The organism is Enterobacter sp. MG-EB028, from assembly GCF_056673305.1.
In genome coordinates this window covers 4,248,006-4,267,833 of the sequence record NZ_CP195079.1, presented here as the reverse complement: position 1 = coordinate 4,267,833, position 19,828 = coordinate 4,248,006, and the positions used below count along the sequence as shown (strand labels likewise).

The window sequence follows — 19,828 nt, the reverse complement described above, 5'->3', positions numbered from 1 at the left end:
TATCGGTTGTGTCAGACCAGCTGTTTACGCTGGTTAGACGGCGGAATGGATAAAGACTCTCGATACTTCGCAACAGTACGACGTGCCACCATAATACCCTGATCGGACAGCATGGTGGTCAACTTACTGTCACTTAGTGGCTTCGCGGGGTTCTCCGCGGCGATCAACTTCTTCACCAGTGCGCGAATCGCCGTTGACGACGCTTCGCCGCCGCCCTCGGTGTTCACATGGCTGGAGAAGAAATACTTAAGCTCAAAAATACCGCGCGGACTGTGCAGATACTTCTGCGTGGTGACGCGGGAAATGGTGGATTCATGCATCTCGACGGCCTGGGCGATATCCGCCAGTACCATCGGTTTCATATACTCTTCGCCCTGCTCAAAGAATGCCTGCTGCTGTTCGACGATGCAGCGGCTCACGCGCAGCAGGGTATCATTCCGGCTCTCCAGGCTCTTGATCAACCATCGCGCTTCCTGAAGATTGCTGCGAATATATTGATTGTCGGAGTCGTTGCGCGCGCTGGTGCACATAGAGGCGTACTGCTGGTTGATTTGCAGGCGAGGGATGCTGTCAGAGTTCAGTTCAACGACCCAGCGGTCATTGTGTTTTCTGACCAGCACGTCCGGGATAACGTACTCGGGTTCGCTGGTCTGGATCGACTGACCGGGACGCGGATCGAGAGACTGGATCAGATTTACCGCCTCTTTCAGCACCTCTTCCTTCAGGCGCGTCACGCGCATCAGGGTGCGGAAATCGTGGTTAGCCAGAAGATCCAGATGATCGCTGATGATTAAGCGCGCCTCGTCGAGCCACGGCGTCTCTTTGCTGAACTGAGAAAGCTGGATCAGCAGACAGTCGCGCAGGTCCTTCGCGGCCACCCCGACCGGATCGAAGCGCTGGATGCGTTTCAGTACCGCTTCAATCTCCTCAATCTCAATCTCTTCATCGCCCATGCTTTCCAGAATGTCGTCCAGCGTGACGGTCAAATAACCGGTGTCATCAACGGCGTCGACAATCGACGTGGCAATGGCGCGGTCGGTATCGGAGAAGGGGGTAAGCTCTACCTGCCACATCAGGTAATCCTGCAGCGACTGGGTGGTTTCGCCCTGGTAGACCGGTAGCTCGTCGTCCTGGTAGTCTGCACGCGTGCCGGAAGGGGTGCCGGCGGTATAGATTTCATCCCAGCTGGCATCCAGCGGAAGCTCGTCCGGCATCTCTTTTTGTTCGAGTGCATCCGCGGTGTCGAGCGCTTCTGTATCCTGTGACTGCTGGGTGTCTACCTCGTCATGAAGATCGGCTTGCTCCAGCAGGGGATTGCTGTCCAGCGCCTGCTGGAGCTCCTGCTGAAGTTCTAACGTGGACAGCTGCAACAGGCGAATTGCTTGCTGTAGCTGCGGCGTCATCGCCAGCTGTTGGCTGAGCCTTAATTGCAAACCTTGCTTCATGTTCAGAGCATTTTTCTCCGGTTCGGCGTTACGTTACCTCTACCCTATCAGAGTCTGAAGTCTTCCCCAAGATAGACGCGCTTAACATGATCGTCTTCGAGGATCTGCTGCGGCGTACCGTGGGCGATCAGATTGCCCTGGCTCACGATATATGCGCGTTCACATACCGCCAGCGTTTCACGAACGTTGTGGTCGGTGATCAGCACGCCAAGCCCGCTGTCACGCAGATGCTCGATAATGCGTTTAATGTCGATAACGGAGATTGGGTCAACGCCCGCAAATGGTTCATCCAGAAGGATAAACTTCGGATTGGCGGCCAGCGCGCGCGCAATCTCAACACGACGGCGTTCCCCCCCGGACAATGCCTGGCCCAGGCTGTCGCGCAGGTGCTCGATGTGAAACTCTTCCATCAGCTCGTTGGCGCGATCCTGACGCTGTTCGTTGGTCAGGTCGTCGCGAATTTGCAAGACCGCCATCAGGTTATCAAAGACGCTCAGACGACGGAAAATAGAGGCTTCCTGCGGCAGATAGCCGATGCCACGGCGCGCGCGCGCGTGCAGCGGCAGCAGGCTGATGTCTTCATCGTCAATAATAATGTTGCCGGCATCGCGCGGCACAATACCAACCACCATGTAGAAGGTGGTGGTTTTACCCGCACCGTTCGGGCCAAGCAGGCCCACAATTTCGCCGGAGTTGACGGTCAGACTGACATCTTCTACGACACGGCGGCCTTTGTAAGCCTTCGCGAGATTTTTTGCAGTTAATGTTGCCATAGCGAATTAGTTACTCTTCTTCTGTGCCGGGGCCTGGCCCTTGCCTTTGTCCTGCAGCTGCGACGGAACCAGCACGGTGGTTACGCGTTTGCCTTTCTCGCTGGAGGCCTGCATTTTTTGCTCTTTAACCAGATAGGTAATCTGGTCACCGGTAATATTGCTGTCCAGCTGTTCCAGATAGGCGTTTCCGGTCAGGATGACCAGATCCTTCGCCAGCTCATAGTGCATATGCGAGGCGTGGCCCTTCACCGGCTTGCCGTTGTCCTGCATCTGGTAGAAGGTGGCCGGGTTGCCGTAGCCATCAATGATCTCTTTGCCCTGCTCGCCGCCCGGACGGGTAACGACCACCTTATCGGCATTAATTTTGATGGTGCCCTGCGTCATGACGACGTTACCCGTGAAGGTAACGACGTTACCCTGCATATCGAGAGACTGGGTGTCGGACTCGATATGGATCGGCTGGTCGGTATCGCCCGTTACAGCAAGCGCGGGGAGACTGGCCGCCAGCATCGCGCTGGCGATAATTACTTTAAGGCTGAGTTTGTTTGTTTTGAATTTCATAGGAGGTTCTAACCTTTTCAATCAGCTCGGCGTTCTTGCTGCGTAAGTTCCCGCGCATTCTTAAACCGCTGGAATTAAATGTTGTGCCATACAGTGTGACCAGATCCTGCGACGTCACGTCCTGGGTTACCAGGTTGATCTGGGCATTATCCGTCGTAATTTTTCGCAGTTGCGAGTCAGCGGTCAGGGCGTTGACTTCAACGTGGCCATACAGATAAAGCATACGATCATTTGTCAGTTTGGCCCGATCTGACTTAATTGACCATGTCGGCACTTTGTCTTTATCGAATGTGGTCATGACAGGTTGGGTAAACCACGAAACGCCGTCATCGGAAAAGTATTCAACATGCTGGGCAATCAGGCGATAGTTCAGCGCACCTTCCGGGCTATAGACCACGGTGTCGCTGTGATCGCTTTTATAGGTTGGATCGTTATTGTTGACCACTTCCGTTTGCGTATCGTCGCGATCGGCAAGGTTCACGCCAATCAATACCAGTGCGACAAGCGTAAGCAGAATGATAACCCAACGTCTGGTTTTACTCATATCGATTGCCCTTTGGCCTCATCAAGCTTGCCCTGCGCCAGCAGAAGCAGATCGCAGACTTCACGGACGGCACCCCGGCCACCGTTGATGCAGGTAACGTAGTCAGCGCGCGGGATCAGTAGCGGGTGAGCATCAGCAACCGCGATGCTGAGACCGACTTTAGCCATCACCGGCCAGTCAATCAGATCGTCCCCGACGTAGGCCACGTTCTCCGGTGCGATAGCCAGTTTACCCAGTAAATCGTTGAACGCTGCCATCTTATCGGATTGACCCTGGTAAAGATGGGTAATCCCTAAGGTTTCACAGCGGTCTTCTACCAGTTTAGCTTTTCGTCCGGTGATGATAGCAACCTCGATACCCGAAGTGAGCGCACAGCGGATACCGTAGCCGTCGCGAACGTTAAACGCTTTCAGCTCTTCACCATTATTGCCCATGTAAATCAGGCCATCGGAAAGTACGCCATCCACATCCAGAATGAGCAGACGAATGTTTTCCGCCTTTGCCATCATCTGGGTACTGACCGGACCATAACAGGTTGCAAGGGATGCACCCGCATTACTCATTGTCTTATCCTTTATTACACTACGCCAGCGCGCAGCAGATCATGCATATGTACCACACCCAGCAACTGGTCGCCATCGGCAACCATAACGGAGGTGATATGGCGGGACTGCATCAGGTTCAGCACATCCACGGCCAGCGTTCCCGGACGCACGCGGATGCCACCGGGCGTCATCACGTCGGCAATGCCAAGCGTGCGGACATCTACACCCATGTCGAACACGCGACGCAGGTCGCCATCGGTGAAGATCCCCTGAATTTTCATCAGATCGTCGCACACGACCGTCATACCCAGATTCTTGCGGGTGATTTCCAACAGCGCATCACGCAGGGAGGCTTCTTTACTGACGTGAGGGATCTCATCCCCGGTGTGCATAATATCGTTTACCCGCAGCAGCAGCTTGCGCCCCAGCGCGCCGCCCGGGTGGGAAAGCGCGAAATCTTCCGGCGTAAAACCGCGGGCTTCGAGCAGCGCCACGGCAAGGGCATCGCCCATGACCAGCGCAGCAGTTGTGCTGGACGTCGGCGCCAGGCCCAGCGGACAGGCCTCTTTCGGTACTTTAACGCACAGGTGAATATCGGCCGCACGCGCCATGCTACTTTCCGGACGGCTGGTCATGCAAATCAGGGGCACCTGCAGTCGCTTCAGTACGGGGATCAGCGCCAGAATTTCATTGGACTCCCCGGAGTTGGACAGCGCAATAACGACATCCTGCGGCGTGACCATCCCCAGATCGCCGTGCGCGGCTTCCCCAGGGTGTACAAAGAAAGACGAGGTTCCGGTGCTGGCAAATGTTGCTGCCATTTTGCGTCCAATGTGGCCGGACTTACCCATCCCCATCACCACGACTTTGCCGGCACAGTAGAACATCTTCTCACATGCCAGACTAAAATCCTGATTAATGTACTGATCTAACTGCGCCAGACCTTCACGTTCAATCTCCAGAACCTCTTTGCCTGCTTTCTGAAAGTCAAAACCCGGCTGCAATTCTATTTGCGACATAATGCGTTTCCGTTTACCCAGAGAGAAGAGGCGAGAGCCAGTACAGCATCGCCATCCATACGATAAATCCACCCGTCAGCAGCGCGCCTGCGCCTTTGCCGATCTGTCGTTGCCGCCGCCAGCAAAGCAGGGCAAATATCACGCTGACCAATAACATCACGCCGTAGTCGCGCGAGAACGCCAGGGGATTAAAGGGCCCTGGCGTAATCAGGGCCGGCAGGCCCATCACAATGGCGATATTGAAAATGTTGGAACCGATGATATTACCAATGGCGATGTCATCTTCCCCTTTACGCGCCCCCGCAATGGCGGTGGCCAGCTCAGGCAAGCTGGTGCCGATAGCAATAACCGTCAGGCCGATCGTCAGCTCGCTCATGGCAAAATAGTTTGCCAGCACCGTCGCGTTATCCACGACCATGCGCGTTGCCATTGGCATGATGATCAGCGCGACGCCAAGCCAGAGCAGGGCGACCGGCAGCGTGCCTTCGCGCGGAAGTTCGGCAACCTGCTCACGCGTCAGGCTGTCCTGACCCTGCTTTTCCGCCTGGCGGGCAATTTTAACACTATACAGCAGCCAGATGACGGCCAGCGCCAGCAGGAAAATGCCGTCGCTGTAGCTGAGTACACCGTCATAAAATACGCACCCTGCCAGCAGGCTTACGACTAACATTAGCGGCAATTCACGGCGCAGAACATCAGAATGCACGCGAAATGGATGGAGAAGTGCCGCAAGGCCTAAAATCAGTAATATATTGACAATGTTAGAGCCAATCGCGGTGCCAATTGCCAGGTCTAACTGACCATGCAGCGACGCCGAGACGGAGACGATGATTTCAGGAAGTGATGTGCCAACGCTGACCACGGTCATCCCGATGACAACAGGCGGTACGCCCATCAGGCGACACAGGATAGATGCAGCAAAGACTAAACGGTCAGCACTGTAGACCACTAACAGTAAACCAATAATTAACAGTGCTGTTGCTAAAAGCATCAAAAGTCCTTTCTTCAGGTATACTTGTCGGTCCATCGCGCGGGAATGGCTGGACTGCATACGGTCTGAGGCGTAACGAATTCCTAATTTTGACTTTATGCGCCGGAAAAGTAAAACAAATGCCAGCTTTCGCTAACCTCAACGGCTAATATTCTGTAAAAATGCTGGGTTAAGGGCTGATTCAGGCTGTACGCCTTAACGTGAGCAGGGTAAGAAAGGAACTATAAATGAGCCAAACGATGGCGAATTTAGTCGATGTCCGCGGTGTGAGTTTTTCTCGTGGCAATCGTCTGATATTCGATGATATTTCGTTGACCGTACCGCGTGGCAAAATCACCGCCATCATGGGGCCGTCCGGGATCGGTAAAACGACCCTCCTGCGCCTTATAGGTGGTCAGATCCCACCGGATAGCGGTGAAATCCTCTTCGATGGCGAAAACGTCCCGGAGATGTCGCGCTCGCGCCTGTATACTGTCCGCAAACGTATGAGTATGCTCTTTCAGTCGGGGGCGTTGTTCACCGACATGAACGTCTTTGATAACGTGGCCTATCCGCTGCGCGAGCATACCAGCCTGCCGCCTGAACTGCTGAAAAGCACGGTGATGATGAAGCTTGAAGCTGTGGGGTTGCGCGGGGCCGCGAAGCTGATGCCTTCGGAACTGTCCGGCGGGATGGCGCGCCGCGCCGCGCTGGCGCGAGCCATTGCATTAGAGCCCGATTTAATCATGTTCGACGAACCGTTTGTCGGACAGGATCCCATCACGATGGGCGTGCTGGTAAAGCTCATCTCTGAACTGAACAGCGCGCTCGGCGTCACCTGTATCGTGGTGTCTCACGATGTACCGGAAGTATTGAGCATTGCCGATTACGCCTATATCGTGGCGGACAAAAAGATCGTCGCACACGGTAGCGCTCAGGCGCTGCAGGAAAATTGCGATCCGCGCGTGCGGCAGTTCCTTGACGGTATTGCTGACGGACCCGTACCGTTCCGCTACCCGGCGGGCGACTATCGTGACGATTTACTGGGAATAGGGAGTTAAGCCACTCATGCTGTTAAATGCGTTGGCCGCTCTCGGACACCGTGGCATAAAAACCATCAGGACGTTCGGGCGTGCCGGATTGATGTTATTCAACGCGCTGGTCGGCAAGCCGGAGTTTAGCAAGCACGCCCCTCTGCTGGTGCGTCAGCTTTATAATGTCGGCGTGCTGTCGATGCTCATCATTATTGTTTCCGGTCTGTTTATTGGCATGGTGCTGGGGCTGCAGGGCTACCTCGTCCTGACAACCTACAGTGCGGAAACCAGCCTCGGGATGCTGGTGGCGCTCTCGCTTCTGCGCGAGCTGGGGCCGGTTGTGGCTGCGCTGCTGTTCGCCGGGCGCGCAGGGTCAGCATTAACGGCTGAGATTGGCCTGATGCGTGCCACCGAGCAGCTCTCCAGCATGGAGATGATGGCGGTCGATCCGCTGCGTCGCGTGATCTCGCCGCGTTTCTGGGCGGGGGTGATCTCGCTGCCGCTACTGACTATTCTGTTTGTCGCCGTAGGTATCTGGGGCGGCTCGCTGGTTGGGGTCCACTGGAAAGGCATTGATGCCGGTTTCTTCTGGTCCGCAATGCAGGACGCCATCGATCTGCGCATGGATCTGGTTAACTGTCTGATTAAAAGCGTGGTATTTGCCATTACGGTCACCTGGATTGCATTGTTCAATGGTTACGATGCCATCCCGACGTCGGCGGGCATTAGCCGTGCAACTACACGTACAGTCGTACATTCGTCGCTGGCCGTACTGGGTCTGGATTTTGTGCTCACCGCACTGATGTTTGGGAATTGAGTTCATGCAAACGAGAAAAAATGAAATTTGGGTCGGCGTGTTCCTGCTGCTGGCGCTGCTGGCGGCACTCTTTATCTGCCTGCGAGCGGCAGATATCACCTCAGTACGCACTGAGCCGACGTATCGTATCTATGCCACCTTCGACAACATCGGTGGGCTGAAGGCACGTTCGCCGGTCCGCATTGGCGGTGTGGTGATAGGCCGCGTATCTGACATTACGCTTGATGAAAAAACGTATCTGCCGCGCGTCGCGATGGATATCGAAGAACGTTACAACCACATTCCGGACACCAGCTCCCTTTCTATCCGTACTTCCGGCCTGCTGGGCGAACAATATCTGGCACTTAACGTGGGCTTTGAAGACCCCGAGCTGGGAACGACTATCCTTAAAGACGGTAGCGTTATCCAGGATACGAAGTCCGCGATGGTGCTGGAGGATATGATTGGTCAGTTCCTTTACAACAGTAAAGGGGATGATAAAAAGTCTGACGATGCCCCTTCGCAGAGTGAAGACCATACCAACGTTGCGCCGACCCCTGGTGCTGCGAATTAATTCAGGAGAAGTCATTCATGTTTAAACGACTGTTAATGGTTGCCATGCTGGTCATTGCCCCTCTCACTGCGGCACATGCTGCGGATCAGAGCAACCCGTACAAACTGATGAACGAAGCTGCGAAGAAAACCTTCGACCGTCTCAAAAACGAACAGCCAAAAATTCGCGCGAATCCTGATTATCTGCGTGACGTGGTTGACCAGGAACTGCTGCCGTATGTGCAGATCAAATATGCGGGAGCGCTGGTGCTGGGGCGTTATTACAAAGATGCGACGCCTGCGCAGCGTGAAGCCTACTTTGCCGCATTCCGTGAATACCTGAAACAGGCCTACGGCCAGGCGCTGGCGATGTACCACGGTCAGACCTATGAGATTGCGCCAGAGCAGCCGCTGGGCGATGCCACCATCATTCCTATCCGCGTGACGATCAACGATCCTAACGGCCGTCCGCCGGTGCGTCTGGATTTCCAGTGGCGTAAAAATAGCCAGACCGGCCACTGGCAGGCGTATGACATGATCGCCGAAGGGGTGAGCATGATCACCACTAAACAGAACGAGTGGAGCGACCTGCTGCGCACCAAGGGCATTGATGGCCTGACCGCACAGCTGCAGTCTATTTCTCGTCAGAAAATTACTCTGGACGAGAAGAAGTAATGTCGCAGCAACTTCGCTGGTCGCGTGAAGGTGAGACGTTAAAGCTGTCCGGTGAACTGGACCAGGATCTGCTGAACCCGCTGTGGGGCAAACGTCATGAAGCGATGCAGGGCGTGACGCTTATCGACTTAACCGACGTCACGCGGGTGGATACGGCAGGCGTTGCGCTGCTTGCCCATCTGGTTGCCGTGGGGAAAAAGCAGGGAACAAGCGTCATGCTTCATGGCGCGAGCGATAATGTCGTTACCCTTGCGCAACTCTACAATCTGCCTCAGGACGTACTGCCTCGTTAATATTTTCAGTGCGTTACTTCCGAAAGCCCTGACAGTTTCATCGTCGGGGCTTTTTGCTTGTTTAAGACGACGCCACTTTGCTCTAAGATGTTGGGCTTGTTTTCACTATCAGATGATTAAGAGCCCATGGAAAATCATGAAATCCAGACAGTGCTGATGAATGCACTCTCCCTTCAGGAAGCCCACGTCACTGGCGATGGCAGTCACTTCCAGGTTATTGCTGTGGGTGAGATGTTCGACGGTATGAGCCGTGTGAAGAAGCAGCAGGCTGTGTACGCGCCGCTGATGGAATATATTGCGGATAACCGCATCCACGCCCTGTCGATTAAAGCGTTCACCCCGCAAGAGTGGGCACGCGATCGCAAACTAAACGGTTTTTGAGCTGAGGGCGACAGGCCCGCAGCACGGTTGAATTTATAAGAGAGCACACAATGGATAAATTTCGTGTACAGGGGCCAACGCGTCTCCAGGGCGAAGTCACAATTTCTGGCGCGAAAAACGCCGCGCTGCCAATCCTCTTTGCTGCGCTGCTCGCGGAAGAGCCGGTAGAAATTCAGAACGTACCGAAGCTGAAAGATATCGACACCACCATGAAGTTGCTCACCCAACTGGGCACTAAAGTTGAGCGCAACGGTTCCGTCTGGATTGACGCCAGCAACGTGAACAACTTCTCTGCGCCTTACGATCTGGTGAAAACCATGCGTGCTTCTATCTGGGCGCTTGGCCCGCTGGTGGCGCGTTTCGGTCAGGGTCAGGTTTCGCTGCCGGGCGGCTGCGCTATCGGCGCGCGTCCGGTTGACCTGCATATCTTTGGCCTGGAGAAACTGGGCGCAGAGATCAAGCTGGAAGAAGGTTACGTTAAGGCCTCCGTCAATGGCCGTCTGAAAGGCGCGCACATTGTCATGGACAAAGTGAGCGTTGGCGCTACTGTCACCATTATGTCTGCAGCGACGCTGGCAGAAGGTACCACCATCATCGAAAACGCCGCGCGTGAACCGGAGATCGTGGATACCGCCAACTTCCTCGTGGCGCTGGGCGCGAAGATCTCCGGCCAGGGTACTGACCGCATCACCATCGAAGGCGTTGAGCGTCTGGGCGGTGGTGTGTATCGCGTACTGCCGGACCGTATCGAAACCGGCACCTTCCTGGTGGCTGCGGCGATCTCTGGCGGTAAAATTGTATGTCGCAACGCGCAGCCAGATACCCTGGATGCGGTGCTGGCGAAACTGCGTGAAGCGGGTGCCGATGTTGAAACCGGTGAAGACTGGATCAGCCTCGATATGCACGGCAAGCGTCCGAAAGCGGTAACCGTGCGTACGGCGCCGCATCCTGCATTCCCGACCGATATGCAGGCACAGTTCACCCTGCTGAACCTGGTGGCGGAAGGTACCGGTGTGATCACCGAGACTATCTTCGAGAACCGCTTTATGCACGTCCCGGAACTGATCCGTATGGGTGCACATGCTGAGATCGAAAGTAACACCGTGATTTGCCACGGTGTTGAGAAACTGTCCGGTGCTCAGGTAATGGCAACAGATCTGCGTGCGTCTGCAAGCCTGGTGCTGGCGGGCTGTATCGCGGAAGGCACTACGGTGGTGGATCGTATTTATCACATCGATCGTGGCTATGAACGTATCGAAGACAAACTGCGCGCGCTGGGTGCCAATATCGAGCGTGTGAAGGGCGAGTAATCGTTCCGGCAGCCCCCTGCCAGAAATGACCGGGGGGTTGCTATTCCTGTCACAAAAACCGTTATTCCTGCGGTTCTGTTTTTACTTTTCTCTGGCGCATCATGCGCGTTCTGTCGATAAATTCATGAGTAACTGGATCGTGATAGCGTGAAGGCCAGATCACCCACGGGTGCGTTTCCAGCGCCGTCGCGATAATTAATTCTCCCTTTGGCCAGGGGCGGGTCAGGGCGTTGGCCAGGGTGGAAGAACTCAGACCATGGCGGCGGGACTCTGCTGCAAGTGACGTACCTCTTTTGCGCAGTGCCGCAATGATATCTGCCGTATGCCAGTCGATAAATTTCGTATCCATAACGCTGTCCTTAAGTTCGGATTCACCTACGCCGTTTCTTCTGAAACGACTGGCTTACTATACCCATTTCACATTCGTGTTCTAAAAAGTTCGCGTTACTTGAAGGGATATTCAGAATAAGGCATGGCTTTATTCATGCGGGCTCTAACCCGATGAATTTACATGAATACGGAATTTATTGGTGCGTTTTTGAACCTCCCCGCGATGGGTGCGGGGAGGTGGGGCAAGATTAACGGTCGCGCTGAACAGCGATGTGGGCAAGACCGATCAGCGCATCGCGCCATGGGCTGTCTGGAATAACCTGGAGAGCTTCGATGGCTTTGTCAGCCTCTTCTTCAGCACGCTGACGGGTCCATTCCAGTGAGCCGCAGATGGCCATGGTTTCCAGTACAGGTTCCAGAAGATGGCGACCATTTCCCTGTTCGATCGCCTCACGGATCATTTTCGCCTGGTCGGCTGTTCCGTTGCGCATCGCGTGAAGGAGCGGCAGGGTCGGTTTGCCTTCGTTCAGGTCATCGCCAACGTTTTTGCCGAGCGTTTCGCCGTCCGCGCTGTAGTCCAGCAAATCATCAATCAGCTGGAAGGCCGTGCCCAGATAGCGTCCATAGTCCTGCAATCCTTTTTCCTGCGCCTCGGAACAGCCAGCCAGAATGCCCGAGCACTGGGCGGCAGCTTCAAACAGGCGCGCTGTTTTGCTGTAGATAACGCGCATGTAGTTTTCTTCGGTGATATCCGGGTCATTGACGTTCATCAGCTGCAGCACTTCGCCTTCAGCGATGACGTTGACGGCTTCTGACATCACCTCCAGCACTTTCAGAGAGCCGAGGCTGGTCATCATCTGGAAGGCGCGGGTATAGATAAAGTCCCCGACCAGAACGCTGGCGGCGTTCCCGAAGGCTGCGTTTGCCGTGGCTTTGCCACGACGCATATCGGATTCATCCACAACATCGTCATGCAGAAGCGTCGCGGTGTGAATAAATTCGATCAGCGCGGCGATCGTCACGTGGGCATTTCCCTGATAGCCAACGGCTCTGGCAGCCAGAATGGCAATCATCGGGCGAATGCGTTTACCGCCGCCGCTGACAATGTAATAGCCCAACTGATTGATCAGCTGAACGTCAGAGTTGAGTTGCTCCAGGATTGCTGCATTTACACCCGCCATATCTTGCGCGGTTAACTCGTTGATTTTTTCTAAATTCATCGCAAAAGCCGGGCTTTTTATCCTGTTGATCCCATCTTCAATGGGGTAACGAAGGGTTTCGGTTTATCAATAGTAGTGCTGATTGTACTGAAAAAACGGCTCAGATAAACGTTACCGTACGTGTTGTGTTTTTTTTCTTCATGTATTGACGGTAGCACTTGTCAAAGGCTCGCGTTTTGCGTAATATTCGCGCCCTATTGTGAATATTTATAGCGCACTCTGATTCATACGAGGACGTGCGCGGAAGCGGAGTTTATATGTACGCGGTTTTCCAAAGTGGTGGTAAACAACACCGAGTAAGCGAAGGTCAGACCGTTCGCCTGGAAAAGCTGGACATCGCAACTGGCGAATCTGTTGAGTTCGCAGAAGTTCTGATGATCGCAAACGGTGAAGAAGTCAAAATCGGCGTTCCTTTCGTTGATGGCGGCGTTATCAAAGCTGAAGTTGTTGCACACGGTCGTGGCGAGAAAGTTAAAATCGTTAAGTTTCGTCGTCGTAAACACTACCGTAAGCAGCAGGGCCACCGTCAGTGGTTCACTGATGTGAAAATTACTGGCATCAGCGCCTAAGACCTGAGGAGAGATTTAAATGGCACATAAAAAGGCTGGCGGCTCCACACGTAACGGTCGCGATTCAGAAGCTAAACGTCTTGGCGTTAAGCGTTTCGGTGGCGAATCCGTTCTGGCGGGTAGCATCATCGTTCGTCAACGTGGTACCAAATTCCACGCTGGCAACAACGTAGGTTGCGGTCGTGACCACACTCTGTTTGCTAAAGCAGACGGTAAAGTGAAATTTGAAGTTAAAGGCCCGAACAACCGTAAATACATCAGCATCGTTGCTGAGTAAGGTTTTCTCGGTCCGGTAACGGATTAAAGCCCCGCAACGTGTTGCGGGGCTTTTTACATTGGAAACCCGGAAAATTTTCTGTAGGGAAAACGGGCATGAAGCAGCAGGCCGGCATTGGTATTCTTTTGGCGCTCACGACCGCAATGTGCTGGGGTGCGCTGCCAATTGCAATGAAGCAGGTACTGGAAGTGATGGAGCCGCCTACGGTGGTCTTTTATCGCTTTCTGATGGCAAGCATCGGTCTCGGGACCATCCTTGCAATTAAAGGTAAGCTTCCACCGTTGCGACTCTTCCGTAAACCTCGCTGGCTGGTGTTACTGGCCATTGCGACGGGCGGTCTGTTCGGTAACTTCATCCTGTTCAGCTCTTCCCTGCAGTATTTAAGCCCTACAGCGTCTCAGGTGATTGGCCAGCTTTCACCCGTGGGTATGATGGTTGCCAGCGTGTTCATCCTCAAAGAGAAGATGCGCGGGACGCAGATTATCGGGGCAACCATGCTGCTTTGTGGTCTGGTGATGTTTTTCAACACCAGCCTGATCGAGATTTTTACCCGGCTTACGGACTACACCTGGGGCGTGATCTTCGGCGTGGGAGCAGCAACGGTCTGGGTGAGCTATGGCGTCGCGCAAAAGGTGTTATTGCGTCGCCTGGCCTCACAGCAGATCCTTTTTTTGCTGTACACTTTGTGTACAGTGGCATTATTGCCGTTAGCGAAGCCGGGCGTCATTGCCCAGCTGAGCGACTGGCAACTGGCGTGCCTCATTTTTTGTGGGCTTAACACGCTGGTCGGTTATGGCGCGCTGGCGGAAGCGATGGCGCGCTGGCAGGCAGCACAGGTGAGCGCGTTGATCACGCTTACCCCGCTGTTTACGCTGTTATTTTCAGATTTGTTATCAATGGCCTGGCCCGATGTCTTCGTCAGACCGATGCTCAACCTGTTGGGCTATCTCGGTGCGTTTGTCGTGGTTGCGGGCGCGATGTATTCCGCCATTGGTCATCGTCTTTGGGGACGTTGGCGCAAAAATGAAGCGGTCGTAGTAGTCCCCCGCTCAGGCGAATGAGTTACGGAGAGTAAAATGAAGTTTGTTGATGAAGCGACGATTCTGGTCGTGGCAGGTGATGGCGGTAACGGTTGTGTAAGCTTCCGCCGTGAAAAATATATTCCTCGTGGCGGCCCTGACGGCGGTGACGGTGGCGATGGTGGTGACGTGTGGCTGGAGGCGGATGAAAACCTCAACACGCTGATCGACTACCGCTTCGAAAAATCCTTCCGCGCTGAACGCGGCCAGAACGGCCAGAGCCGTGATTGTACCGGTAAACGCGGTAAAGACGTGACCATTAAGGTTCCGGTCGGTACGCGCGTTATCGATCAGGGCACCGGTGAAACCATGGGTGATATGACCAAGCACGGTCAGCGCCTGATGGTCGCAAAAGGCGGCTGGCACGGTCTGGGCAACAGCCGTTTCAAATCTTCCGTTAACCGTACCCCGCGCCAGAAAACGATGGGTACACCGGGCGATAAGCGCGATCTGCAGCTGGAGCTGATGCTTCTGGCAGACGTGGGCATGCTGGGTATGCCAAACGCCGGTAAATCGACGTTTATTCGTGCTGTCTCTGCGGCGAAACCAAAAGTGGCGGACTATCCGTTTACCACGCTGGTGCCAAGCCTCGGCGTTGTCCGTATGGATAACGAAAAGAGCTTCGTCGTGGCTGATATCCCTGGCCTGATCGAAGGCGCTGCAGAAGGGGCTGGTCTGGGTATTCGCTTCCTGAAGCACCTTGAGCGCTGCCGCGTCCTGCTGCACCTCATTGATATCGATCCAATCGACGGTTCCGATCCGGTAGAGAACGCCCGCATTATCATCGGCGAGCTGGAAAAATACAGCGAAAAACTGGCGAGTAAACCACGCTGGCTGGTCTTCAACAAGATCGACCTGATGGACAAAGCGGAAGCCGAAGCGAAAGCCAAAGCGATTGCTGAAGCGATGGGCTGGGAAGATAAATACTACCTTATCTCCGCGGCAAGCCAGGTTGGCGTGAAAGATCTCTGCTGGGATGTGATGACCTTCATCATCGAGAACCCGGTCGTTCAGGCTGAAGAAGCGAAACAGCCAGAAAAAGTCGAATTCATGTGGGATGACTACCACCGCCAGCAGCTCGAAGAGCTGGAAGCGGAAGAGGAAGACGACTGGGACGATGACTGGGATGAAGATGACGAAGAAGGCGTCGAGTTCATCTACAAGCACTAATATCTGTCCGAAGCCCCCATCCAGGGGGCTTTTTTCATTCCAGCGTTGAGGGCAGCCAGCAGCTTGCTATCAGGCCGCCTTCAGCGCCATTCTCCAGCATCAGCTTACCGTGATGAAGCTGCAGGATGCGCTGTACGATACTCAGGCCCAGGCCGCTGCCGCCGTAACGCTGATCGAGGCGACGGAACGGCTCCGTGATCGACTGTCGGTGCGCTTCGTCGATACCTGGCCCTTGATCGATAACGCTGAGCTGCGTACCGCCTTCGGCCTCGGTAAGCGTTACGGTAATCGTGGTGCCTGTCGGGCTGTAACGCCCGGCATTCTCCAGCAGGTTGCGCAGCATCAGCCGCAGCAGTACCGCGTCTCCCTGTACCGTGAGCGCACTTTTGTCCGGCCATATCACCGTATGCGCTTTGGCTTCATGCTCAAGACCAAGAGGCGTGATGATCGTGTCCGTCCAGTTGATGGTTTCATAGTGGCCGCTCGCCATCGCCTGGCCGGCACGGGCCAGCATCAGCAGTTGCTCAACGGTGTGCATCAGCTGGTCGATACGGCTGATTAACGCCGTGGCCTGCGGGGAGCCTGACTGCGCCATCAACTCCAGATGAAGTCTGATTCCGGCAAGGGGCGTTCGCAGTTCGTGGGCGGCGTCCGCCGTGAAGAGACGCTCCTGCTGGATGGTACTGTCCAGCCTGGCGAGCAGCTGATTGAGCGAGGTGGTCACGGCGCCGATTTCTTCCATGTCGGAATACATAGGAAGCGGGGTTAAATTATCCGCCGAACGATTAGCCAGGCTCACGCGCAGTTTGTTCAGCGGCCGGGTTATCCAGGTGACCGCCCAGAACGAGAAAAACAGCGTAAAGCCAACCATCACCAGAGAAGGAACCAGCAGCGAGGCAATCGCTTCGCGGATCTCTTTCTCGACGTGGTTGTTGCGTGATTTTGCCGACAGCGTTTCGTTCACCAGAAAGCCAATCTGCTCCCGGCTTTCATGCCACAACCAAATGACGCTTATCAGCTGGAAAAATAACAGAATGACCGCCAGCAACACCATTAATCGCCGACGCATGCTGTTCATTTCTGGCTCTCCAGACGGTAGCCAACGCCGCGGACGGTTTTAATCCGGTCTTTGCCGAGCTTACGACGCAGGTTATGGATGTGGACTTCGAGGGTATTTGACCCCGGATCGTCCTGCCAGGAGTAGATATCCTGCTGAAGGGTTTCTCTGTGTACCGTTTGTCCGCTTCGCATGATCAAACGCGTGAGCAAGGCGAACTCTTTTGGTGTGACTTCAACGGGCTGGGACTGGCGAAGGACCTGCTGGGTTTGCAGATTCAGGGTAATGTCCCCGTCGGTTAGTAAGTTATCACTATGGCCCTGATAACGGCGTATTAACGCTCGCACCCGAGCCTGAAGTTCTGCGAGCGCAAAGGGCTTCACCAGGTAATCATCGGCACCAGCATCAAGGCCGGTAATACGATCTTCAATGGCGTCGCGTGCGGTCAGGATCAACACCGGATTGGCGATGCCGCGGCGACGCCACTGGGTGAGCAGCGTCGCGCCGTCTTTGTCCGGCAAACCTAAATCAAGGATCACCAGGCTGTATTCGCCGCTCTGGATCAGGGCATCCGCCTCTGCCGCGGTGCCAGCACAGTCCAGGGCATAGCCTTCATTGGCCAGCCCCAGCGCCAGTCCTTCCTGTAATAACAGATCGTCTTCAACTATAAGGAGTTTCATCTCTGTTTGTTCGGTCCAGTATCCTTGCGATGTCATGATTATGGCAGAAAGCGGTGCACAGGCGCACGCACGATTTTGCATCATTAATCTTAATTAAATCCTAATTAAATTTAATTGAATAGTGGGGGCATAGGCCGCCAGATATAATGTTAGTCTTTTTCTGACACAGTTGTTGTCATTGACGTACTGCGATAAACGAGTAAAAGAATGGAATCTCTTTATTTATTAATGCTTTCGATAGTTTGTATTATTGTTGCAACTTATATTTATCGGTATAAAGCTCAACAAAATGCTTACATTTCAGTACTCATTTTTGTATCGACTGTTGGCGCCGTTTTTCTCGATGGTTTTTGGAGTGTTTGCCAGTATTTTACCGGTGATGGGGTCAATGAGTCTGTTCTTTACACGTTAACGACAACGATGGAGGGCGGAGAAATAAATGATTACATTTGGCCATCCATATTTGCAGTATTACTCTGTGTTGCGGTTGTTGTTGTTATTCATAAGGTATTATTCAGTGGCAGTGCAGGTAATAAAGAAAACTGGATTTATGCGGTGTTATCCACCTTTTGTAGTGTTCTGGCATTGCTTGTTTCACCTGCTTTTTCGCAACTTAGCGGCACGATGATGTTATCAGAAGCAGTGGATGGTTCAGATTTTAATGAATATTATATTAATGAACCCAGTAAAATTGAACAGCCTAAGTTCAATTTGGTTTACATCTATGCTGAAAGTCTGGAACGTACTTATTTCGATGAAAAAGTCTTTCCGGGTTTGTTACCAGATTTAAAGAAATTAAAAGAGAAAAGCGTCGATTTTTCTAATACTTTCCAGATGCCAGCCACTGATTTTACCATCGCGGGTATAGTTGCTTCGCAATGCGGGTTACCATTATTCAAACCCACAGCGTTTAATGGTGAAAATACGGTTGGAACATTCTACCCGGAGAGCCATTGCCTGGGAGATATACTGAGTGCGTCAGGTTACGACACCTATTTTTATCAAGGTGCAAATCTTCATTTTGCTGACAAAGATGCTTTTTTTAAAATGCATGGCATAAAGCATACATGGGGGTTAACGGAATCTGGCTTGCAGGATAATTTTGAACTACAAAATAACTGGGGTCTCTATGATAACGTGGTGCTGGACAAAGCCTGGGAAAAATTTAACGAGCTTTCCGCTTCCGGACAGCGTTTCGCCCTGTTTACACTGACGGTCGATACACATCCACCGAGGGGGTATATCTCCCCCGGATGTCGTCAGAAAAATTACACCATTGATGGCCGCTCTGTTGAAGCATTAAGCGCCGTGCTATGCAGCCAGGAAGACATCTCGCGATTTGTACAAAAGATTCAGTCATCCCCCTGGGCCAAAAATACGCTGATTGTTCTCTCATCGGATCATTTGGCCATGCCCAGTACAGCGGTTTCTGTTGATTACCTCAACAAACTGGAGCGTCGGGATCTGTTTTTCATCCTCGGGCCGCAGGTGAAGCCTGGCCTGAAATCGCAGCCAAGAAGTACTCTTGATAATGGGGCAACTGTGCTGGATCTGCTGGGTGGCGAAAAGAAAATAGGCCTGGGGCGGAGTTCGGTCAGCGAAAAATCGCTCTCGGAAAGTGTGCCTGATTTCAAAAATAAACTGTATGCATGGGCTGACAGCATACGTGGACTTTGGGGAATGCCAGACCATATCGACAATTTTACGATCAATACACAGAAAAAAGAAATTACGTTTAGCGGTCATACCTTTAGCTTGCCAATCCTGATTGACATTAAATCTGATCAAGTGCTGCCCGTTATTGACGATGGCAGTAGAAATATCTCGTTGAGGCAATCACTGGCATTTTTACCTGAAGGCGAGGGGTTTGTCTGGGTCGATAAATGTTTTCGTCCTGCAACTATCTGGCGGAACGAGTTCGTGCTTTCTGAAGACTGGTGCGTCACACAGGGTAAGGCCGGAGGAAAGATTACGGTCGATAAAATAGGCGGTGATGTATATGAAGGCAAGGTAAGCATTGATGATAGCCCAACAGATACTGCGCGTTATCAACGTGAGCAGGGGCTAATGAAAATGAGTCCTGATGACATTCGTTATGTCTCGAATACATTCAAATTTGCCTTAGACGGTAGACCTGTGTTTATCGAAAATATGATGGGTATCGGTCGCCAGGAGTCCTGGGGGCGTTGGTCAGACGCGTTGACCTCTCCTTCAGTCATGTTGCTCTATAAGTCACCGTTTCCACGCGAATTTAATGTTGAGATTGAAGCGAAAGCCTATGGCAAAAATATCAATGCCCCCGTTGCCATAACAATTGGCGAACAGACGCAGTATGTGCGTTTTGGTGAGAAGGCGACCAGGGTTACCCTTCATTACACAGGGGATCTCTATTCCCGTTTGCTGGTAATTACCCCACCTGAGCCCACGCTTAGCCGAGAGGGAAGCATATTAGGGCAAAGCTTTACTTCCCCGGTGCGAAAGATAGGTATCGGACTGATTGAAGTGAAGATTACGCCAGTGATTCAGACCACCGACAGGAAGTAACGGT

General features: G+C 53.4%; 23 protein-coding genes. 12 read left to right on the top strand and 11 right to left on the bottom strand.

The window, feature by feature from the left end; genetic code table 11:
* Positions 1-11 precede the first annotated feature (11 nt).
* From rpoN to ACR42C_RS20215, 7 genes are read right to left on the bottom strand one after another with little or no spacing between them, the layout of a single operon-like run.
* The gene (gene rpoN / locus ACR42C_RS20245; RefSeq protein ID WP_028014571.1) at positions 12-1,445 is read right to left on the bottom strand and encodes an RNA polymerase factor sigma-54; all 1,434 of its coding nucleotides are present in this window, start codon (positions 1,443-1,445) and stop codon (positions 12-14) included.
* Between the two features lie 47 nt (positions 1,446-1,492).
* The gene (lptB, locus tag ACR42C_RS20240) at positions 1,493-2,218 is read right to left on the bottom strand and encodes an LPS export ABC transporter ATP-binding protein (protein WP_028014570.1); all 726 of its coding nucleotides are present in this window, start codon (positions 2,216-2,218) and stop codon (positions 1,493-1,495) included.
* A gap of 6 nt (positions 2,219-2,224) precedes the next feature.
* The gene (lptA, locus tag ACR42C_RS20235) at positions 2,225-2,779 is read right to left on the bottom strand and encodes a lipopolysaccharide ABC transporter substrate-binding protein LptA (protein WP_028014569.1); all 555 of its coding nucleotides are present in this window, start codon (positions 2,777-2,779) and stop codon (positions 2,225-2,227) included.
* A complete protein-coding gene (gene lptC / locus ACR42C_RS20230) occupies positions 2,748-3,323 on the bottom strand; it encodes an LPS export ABC transporter periplasmic protein LptC (protein ID WP_320720705.1) in 576 nt (191 codons plus the stop codon). The genes lptA and lptC overlap by 32 nt, the downstream gene beginning before the upstream one ends.
* A complete protein-coding gene (kdsC, locus tag ACR42C_RS20225) occupies positions 3,320-3,886 on the bottom strand; it encodes a 3-deoxy-manno-octulosonate-8-phosphatase KdsC (protein WP_116343514.1) in 567 nt (188 codons plus the stop codon). The genes lptC and kdsC overlap by 4 nt, the downstream gene beginning before the upstream one ends.
* A 14-nt stretch (positions 3,887-3,900) precedes the next feature.
* Positions 3,901-4,887: an arabinose-5-phosphate isomerase KdsD gene (gene kdsD / locus ACR42C_RS20220; protein WP_163329752.1), complete on the bottom strand. Its 987-nt coding sequence runs from the start codon at positions 4,885-4,887 to the stop codon at positions 3,901-3,903.
* Between the two features lie 13 nt (positions 4,888-4,900).
* Positions 4,901-5,878 (bottom strand): calcium/sodium antiporter, encoded by a 978-nt coding sequence (locus tag ACR42C_RS20215; protein ID WP_116343513.1) that lies wholly within the window; start codon positions 5,876-5,878, stop codon positions 4,901-4,903.
* Positions 5,879-6,105: 227 nt separating this feature from the next.
* On the opposite strand from ACR42C_RS20215, the gene mlaF reads away from it, so the two are divergent.
* The 7 genes from mlaF to murA all read left to right on the top strand — a co-directional run bounded on the left by mlaF (position 6,106) and on the right by murA (position 10,898).
* Positions 6,106-6,918 (top strand): phospholipid ABC transporter ATP-binding protein MlaF, encoded by an 813-nt coding sequence (mlaF, locus tag ACR42C_RS20210; protein ID WP_116343511.1) that lies wholly within the window; start codon positions 6,106-6,108, stop codon positions 6,916-6,918.
* 7 nt (positions 6,919-6,925) lie between these two features.
* Complete coding sequence (mlaE, locus tag ACR42C_RS20205; protein WP_028014564.1) at positions 6,926-7,708, top strand: lipid asymmetry maintenance ABC transporter permease subunit MlaE; 783 nt, start codon at positions 6,926-6,928, stop codon at positions 7,706-7,708.
* Between the two features lie 4 nt (positions 7,709-7,712).
* On the top strand, positions 7,713-8,261 hold the full coding sequence (gene mlaD / locus ACR42C_RS20200) for an outer membrane lipid asymmetry maintenance protein MlaD (RefSeq protein WP_479984501.1): 549 nt from the start codon (positions 7,713-7,715) through the stop codon (positions 8,259-8,261).
* Between the two features lie 17 nt (positions 8,262-8,278).
* The gene (gene mlaC, locus ACR42C_RS20195) at positions 8,279-8,914 is read left to right on the top strand and encodes a phospholipid-binding protein MlaC (RefSeq protein ID WP_320720706.1); all 636 of its coding nucleotides are present in this window, start codon (positions 8,279-8,281) and stop codon (positions 8,912-8,914) included.
* Positions 8,914-9,207, top strand: a complete 294-nt coding sequence (gene mlaB / locus ACR42C_RS20190) for a lipid asymmetry maintenance protein MlaB (protein ID WP_320720707.1) — start codon at positions 8,914-8,916, stop codon at positions 9,205-9,207. Before mlaC ends, mlaB begins: the two co-directional genes overlap by 1 nt.
* A gap of 126 nt (positions 9,208-9,333) precedes the next feature.
* Positions 9,334-9,588 (top strand): BolA family iron metabolism protein IbaG, encoded by a 255-nt coding sequence (ibaG, locus tag ACR42C_RS20185; protein ID WP_008501458.1) that lies wholly within the window; start codon positions 9,334-9,336, stop codon positions 9,586-9,588.
* A 50-nt stretch (positions 9,589-9,638) separates the two neighbouring features.
* Positions 9,639-10,898: a UDP-N-acetylglucosamine 1-carboxyvinyltransferase gene (gene murA / locus ACR42C_RS20180; protein WP_028014560.1), complete on the top strand. Its 1,260-nt coding sequence runs from the start codon at positions 9,639-9,641 to the stop codon at positions 10,896-10,898.
* Between the two features lie 61 nt (positions 10,899-10,959).
* Here the strand turns inward: murA and sfsB are convergent, their stop codons facing one another.
* Positions 10,960-11,247: a DNA-binding transcriptional regulator SfsB gene (gene sfsB / locus ACR42C_RS20175; RefSeq protein ID WP_061096952.1), complete on the bottom strand. Its 288-nt coding sequence runs from the start codon at positions 11,245-11,247 to the stop codon at positions 10,960-10,962.
* A 229-nt stretch (positions 11,248-11,476) separates the two neighbouring features.
* Positions 11,477-12,448 (bottom strand): octaprenyl diphosphate synthase, encoded by a 972-nt coding sequence (gene ispB, locus ACR42C_RS20170; protein WP_028014558.1) that lies wholly within the window; start codon positions 12,446-12,448, stop codon positions 11,477-11,479.
* 257 nt (positions 12,449-12,705) lie between these two features.
* On the opposite strand from ispB, the gene rplU reads away from it, so the two are divergent.
* From rplU to cgtA, 4 genes are all read left to right on the top strand, one after another.
* Positions 12,706-13,017, top strand: a complete 312-nt coding sequence (gene rplU, locus ACR42C_RS20165) for a 50S ribosomal protein L21 (RefSeq protein WP_003025032.1) — start codon at positions 12,706-12,708, stop codon at positions 13,015-13,017.
* Positions 13,018-13,036: 19 nt separating this feature from the next.
* Entirely contained in the window at positions 13,037-13,294 is a 258-nt protein-coding gene (rpmA, locus tag ACR42C_RS20160; RefSeq protein WP_004385076.1) for a 50S ribosomal protein L27, read from the top strand.
* A gap of 95 nt (positions 13,295-13,389) precedes the next feature.
* On the top strand, positions 13,390-14,355 hold the full coding sequence (locus tag ACR42C_RS20155; protein ID WP_116343508.1) for a DMT family transporter: 966 nt from the start codon (positions 13,390-13,392) through the stop codon (positions 14,353-14,355).
* A gap of 15 nt (positions 14,356-14,370) precedes the next feature.
* Complete coding sequence (cgtA, locus tag ACR42C_RS20150; protein WP_014885381.1) at positions 14,371-15,543, top strand: Obg family GTPase CgtA; 1,173 nt, start codon at positions 14,371-14,373, stop codon at positions 15,541-15,543.
* Positions 15,544-15,577: 34 nt separating this feature from the next.
* Here the strand turns inward: cgtA and pmrB are convergent, their stop codons facing one another.
* Both pmrB and pmrA read right to left on the bottom strand, forming a co-directional pair.
* A complete protein-coding gene (pmrB, locus tag ACR42C_RS20145) occupies positions 15,578-16,621 on the bottom strand; it encodes a two-component system sensor histidine kinase PmrB (protein ID WP_163329750.1) in 1,044 nt (347 codons plus the stop codon).
* A complete protein-coding gene (gene pmrA, locus ACR42C_RS20140) occupies positions 16,618-17,280 on the bottom strand; it encodes a two-component system response regulator PmrA (RefSeq protein ID WP_028014555.1) in 663 nt (220 codons plus the stop codon). The genes pmrB and pmrA overlap by 4 nt, the downstream gene beginning before the upstream one ends.
* Positions 17,281-17,487: 207 nt before the next feature.
* Here pmrA and opgB point away from each other — a divergent pair, with 207 nt between their 5' ends.
* Complete coding sequence (opgB, locus tag ACR42C_RS20135; RefSeq protein ID WP_479984500.1) at positions 17,488-19,824, top strand: phosphatidylglycerol--membrane-oligosaccharide glycerophosphotransferase; 2,337 nt, start codon at positions 17,488-17,490, stop codon at positions 19,822-19,824.
* Positions 19,825-19,828 lie beyond the last annotated feature (4 nt).

Bases quoted from the DNA above. Each gene is read 5' to 3' on its own strand.
- rpoN (WP_028014571.1), bottom strand. From the start codon at position 1,445: ATGAAGCAAGGTTTGCAATTAAGGCTCAGCCAACAGCTGGCGATGACG.
- lptB (WP_028014570.1), bottom strand. From the start codon at position 2,218: ATGGCAACATTAACTGCAAAAAATCTCGCGAAGGCTTACAAAGGCCGC.
- lptA (WP_028014569.1), bottom strand. From the start codon at position 2,779: ATGAAATTCAAAACAAACAAACTCAGCCTTAAAGTAATTATCGCCAGC.
- lptC (WP_320720705.1), bottom strand. From the start codon at position 3,323: ATGAGTAAAACCAGACGTTGGGTTATCATTCTGCTTACGCTTGTCGCA.
- kdsC (WP_116343514.1), bottom strand. From the start codon at position 3,886: ATGAGTAATGCGGGTGCATCCCTTGCAACCTGTTATGGTCCGGTCAGT.
- kdsD (WP_163329752.1), bottom strand. From the start codon at position 4,887: ATGTCGCAAATAGAATTGCAGCCGGGTTTTGACTTTCAGAAAGCAGGC.
- ACR42C_RS20215 (WP_116343513.1), bottom strand. From the start codon at position 5,878: ATGCTTTTAGCAACAGCACTGTTAATTATTGGTTTACTGTTAGTGGTC.
- mlaF (WP_116343511.1), top strand. From the start codon at position 6,106: ATGAGCCAAACGATGGCGAATTTAGTCGATGTCCGCGGTGTGAGTTTT.
- mlaE (WP_028014564.1), top strand. From the start codon at position 6,926: ATGCTGTTAAATGCGTTGGCCGCTCTCGGACACCGTGGCATAAAAACC.
- mlaD (WP_479984501.1), top strand. From the start codon at position 7,713: ATGCAAACGAGAAAAAATGAAATTTGGGTCGGCGTGTTCCTGCTGCTG.
- mlaC (WP_320720706.1), top strand. From the start codon at position 8,279: ATGTTTAAACGACTGTTAATGGTTGCCATGCTGGTCATTGCCCCTCTC.
- mlaB (WP_320720707.1), top strand. From the start codon at position 8,914: ATGTCGCAGCAACTTCGCTGGTCGCGTGAAGGTGAGACGTTAAAGCTG.
- ibaG (WP_008501458.1), top strand. From the start codon at position 9,334: ATGGAAAATCATGAAATCCAGACAGTGCTGATGAATGCACTCTCCCTT.
- murA (WP_028014560.1), top strand. From the start codon at position 9,639: ATGGATAAATTTCGTGTACAGGGGCCAACGCGTCTCCAGGGCGAAGTC.
- sfsB (WP_061096952.1), bottom strand. From the start codon at position 11,247: ATGGATACGAAATTTATCGACTGGCATACGGCAGATATCATTGCGGCA.
- ispB (WP_028014558.1), bottom strand. From the start codon at position 12,448: ATGAATTTAGAAAAAATCAACGAGTTAACCGCGCAAGATATGGCGGGT.
- rplU (WP_003025032.1), top strand. From the start codon at position 12,706: ATGTACGCGGTTTTCCAAAGTGGTGGTAAACAACACCGAGTAAGCGAA.
- rpmA (WP_004385076.1), top strand. From the start codon at position 13,037: ATGGCACATAAAAAGGCTGGCGGCTCCACACGTAACGGTCGCGATTCA.
- ACR42C_RS20155 (WP_116343508.1), top strand. From the start codon at position 13,390: ATGAAGCAGCAGGCCGGCATTGGTATTCTTTTGGCGCTCACGACCGCA.
- cgtA (WP_014885381.1), top strand. From the start codon at position 14,371: ATGAAGTTTGTTGATGAAGCGACGATTCTGGTCGTGGCAGGTGATGGC.
- pmrB (WP_163329750.1), bottom strand. From the start codon at position 16,621: ATGAACAGCATGCGTCGGCGATTAATGGTGTTGCTGGCGGTCATTCTG.
- pmrA (WP_028014555.1), bottom strand. From the start codon at position 17,280: ATGAAACTCCTTATAGTTGAAGACGATCTGTTATTACAGGAAGGACTG.
- opgB (WP_479984500.1), top strand. From the start codon at position 17,488: ATGGAATCTCTTTATTTATTAATGCTTTCGATAGTTTGTATTATTGTT.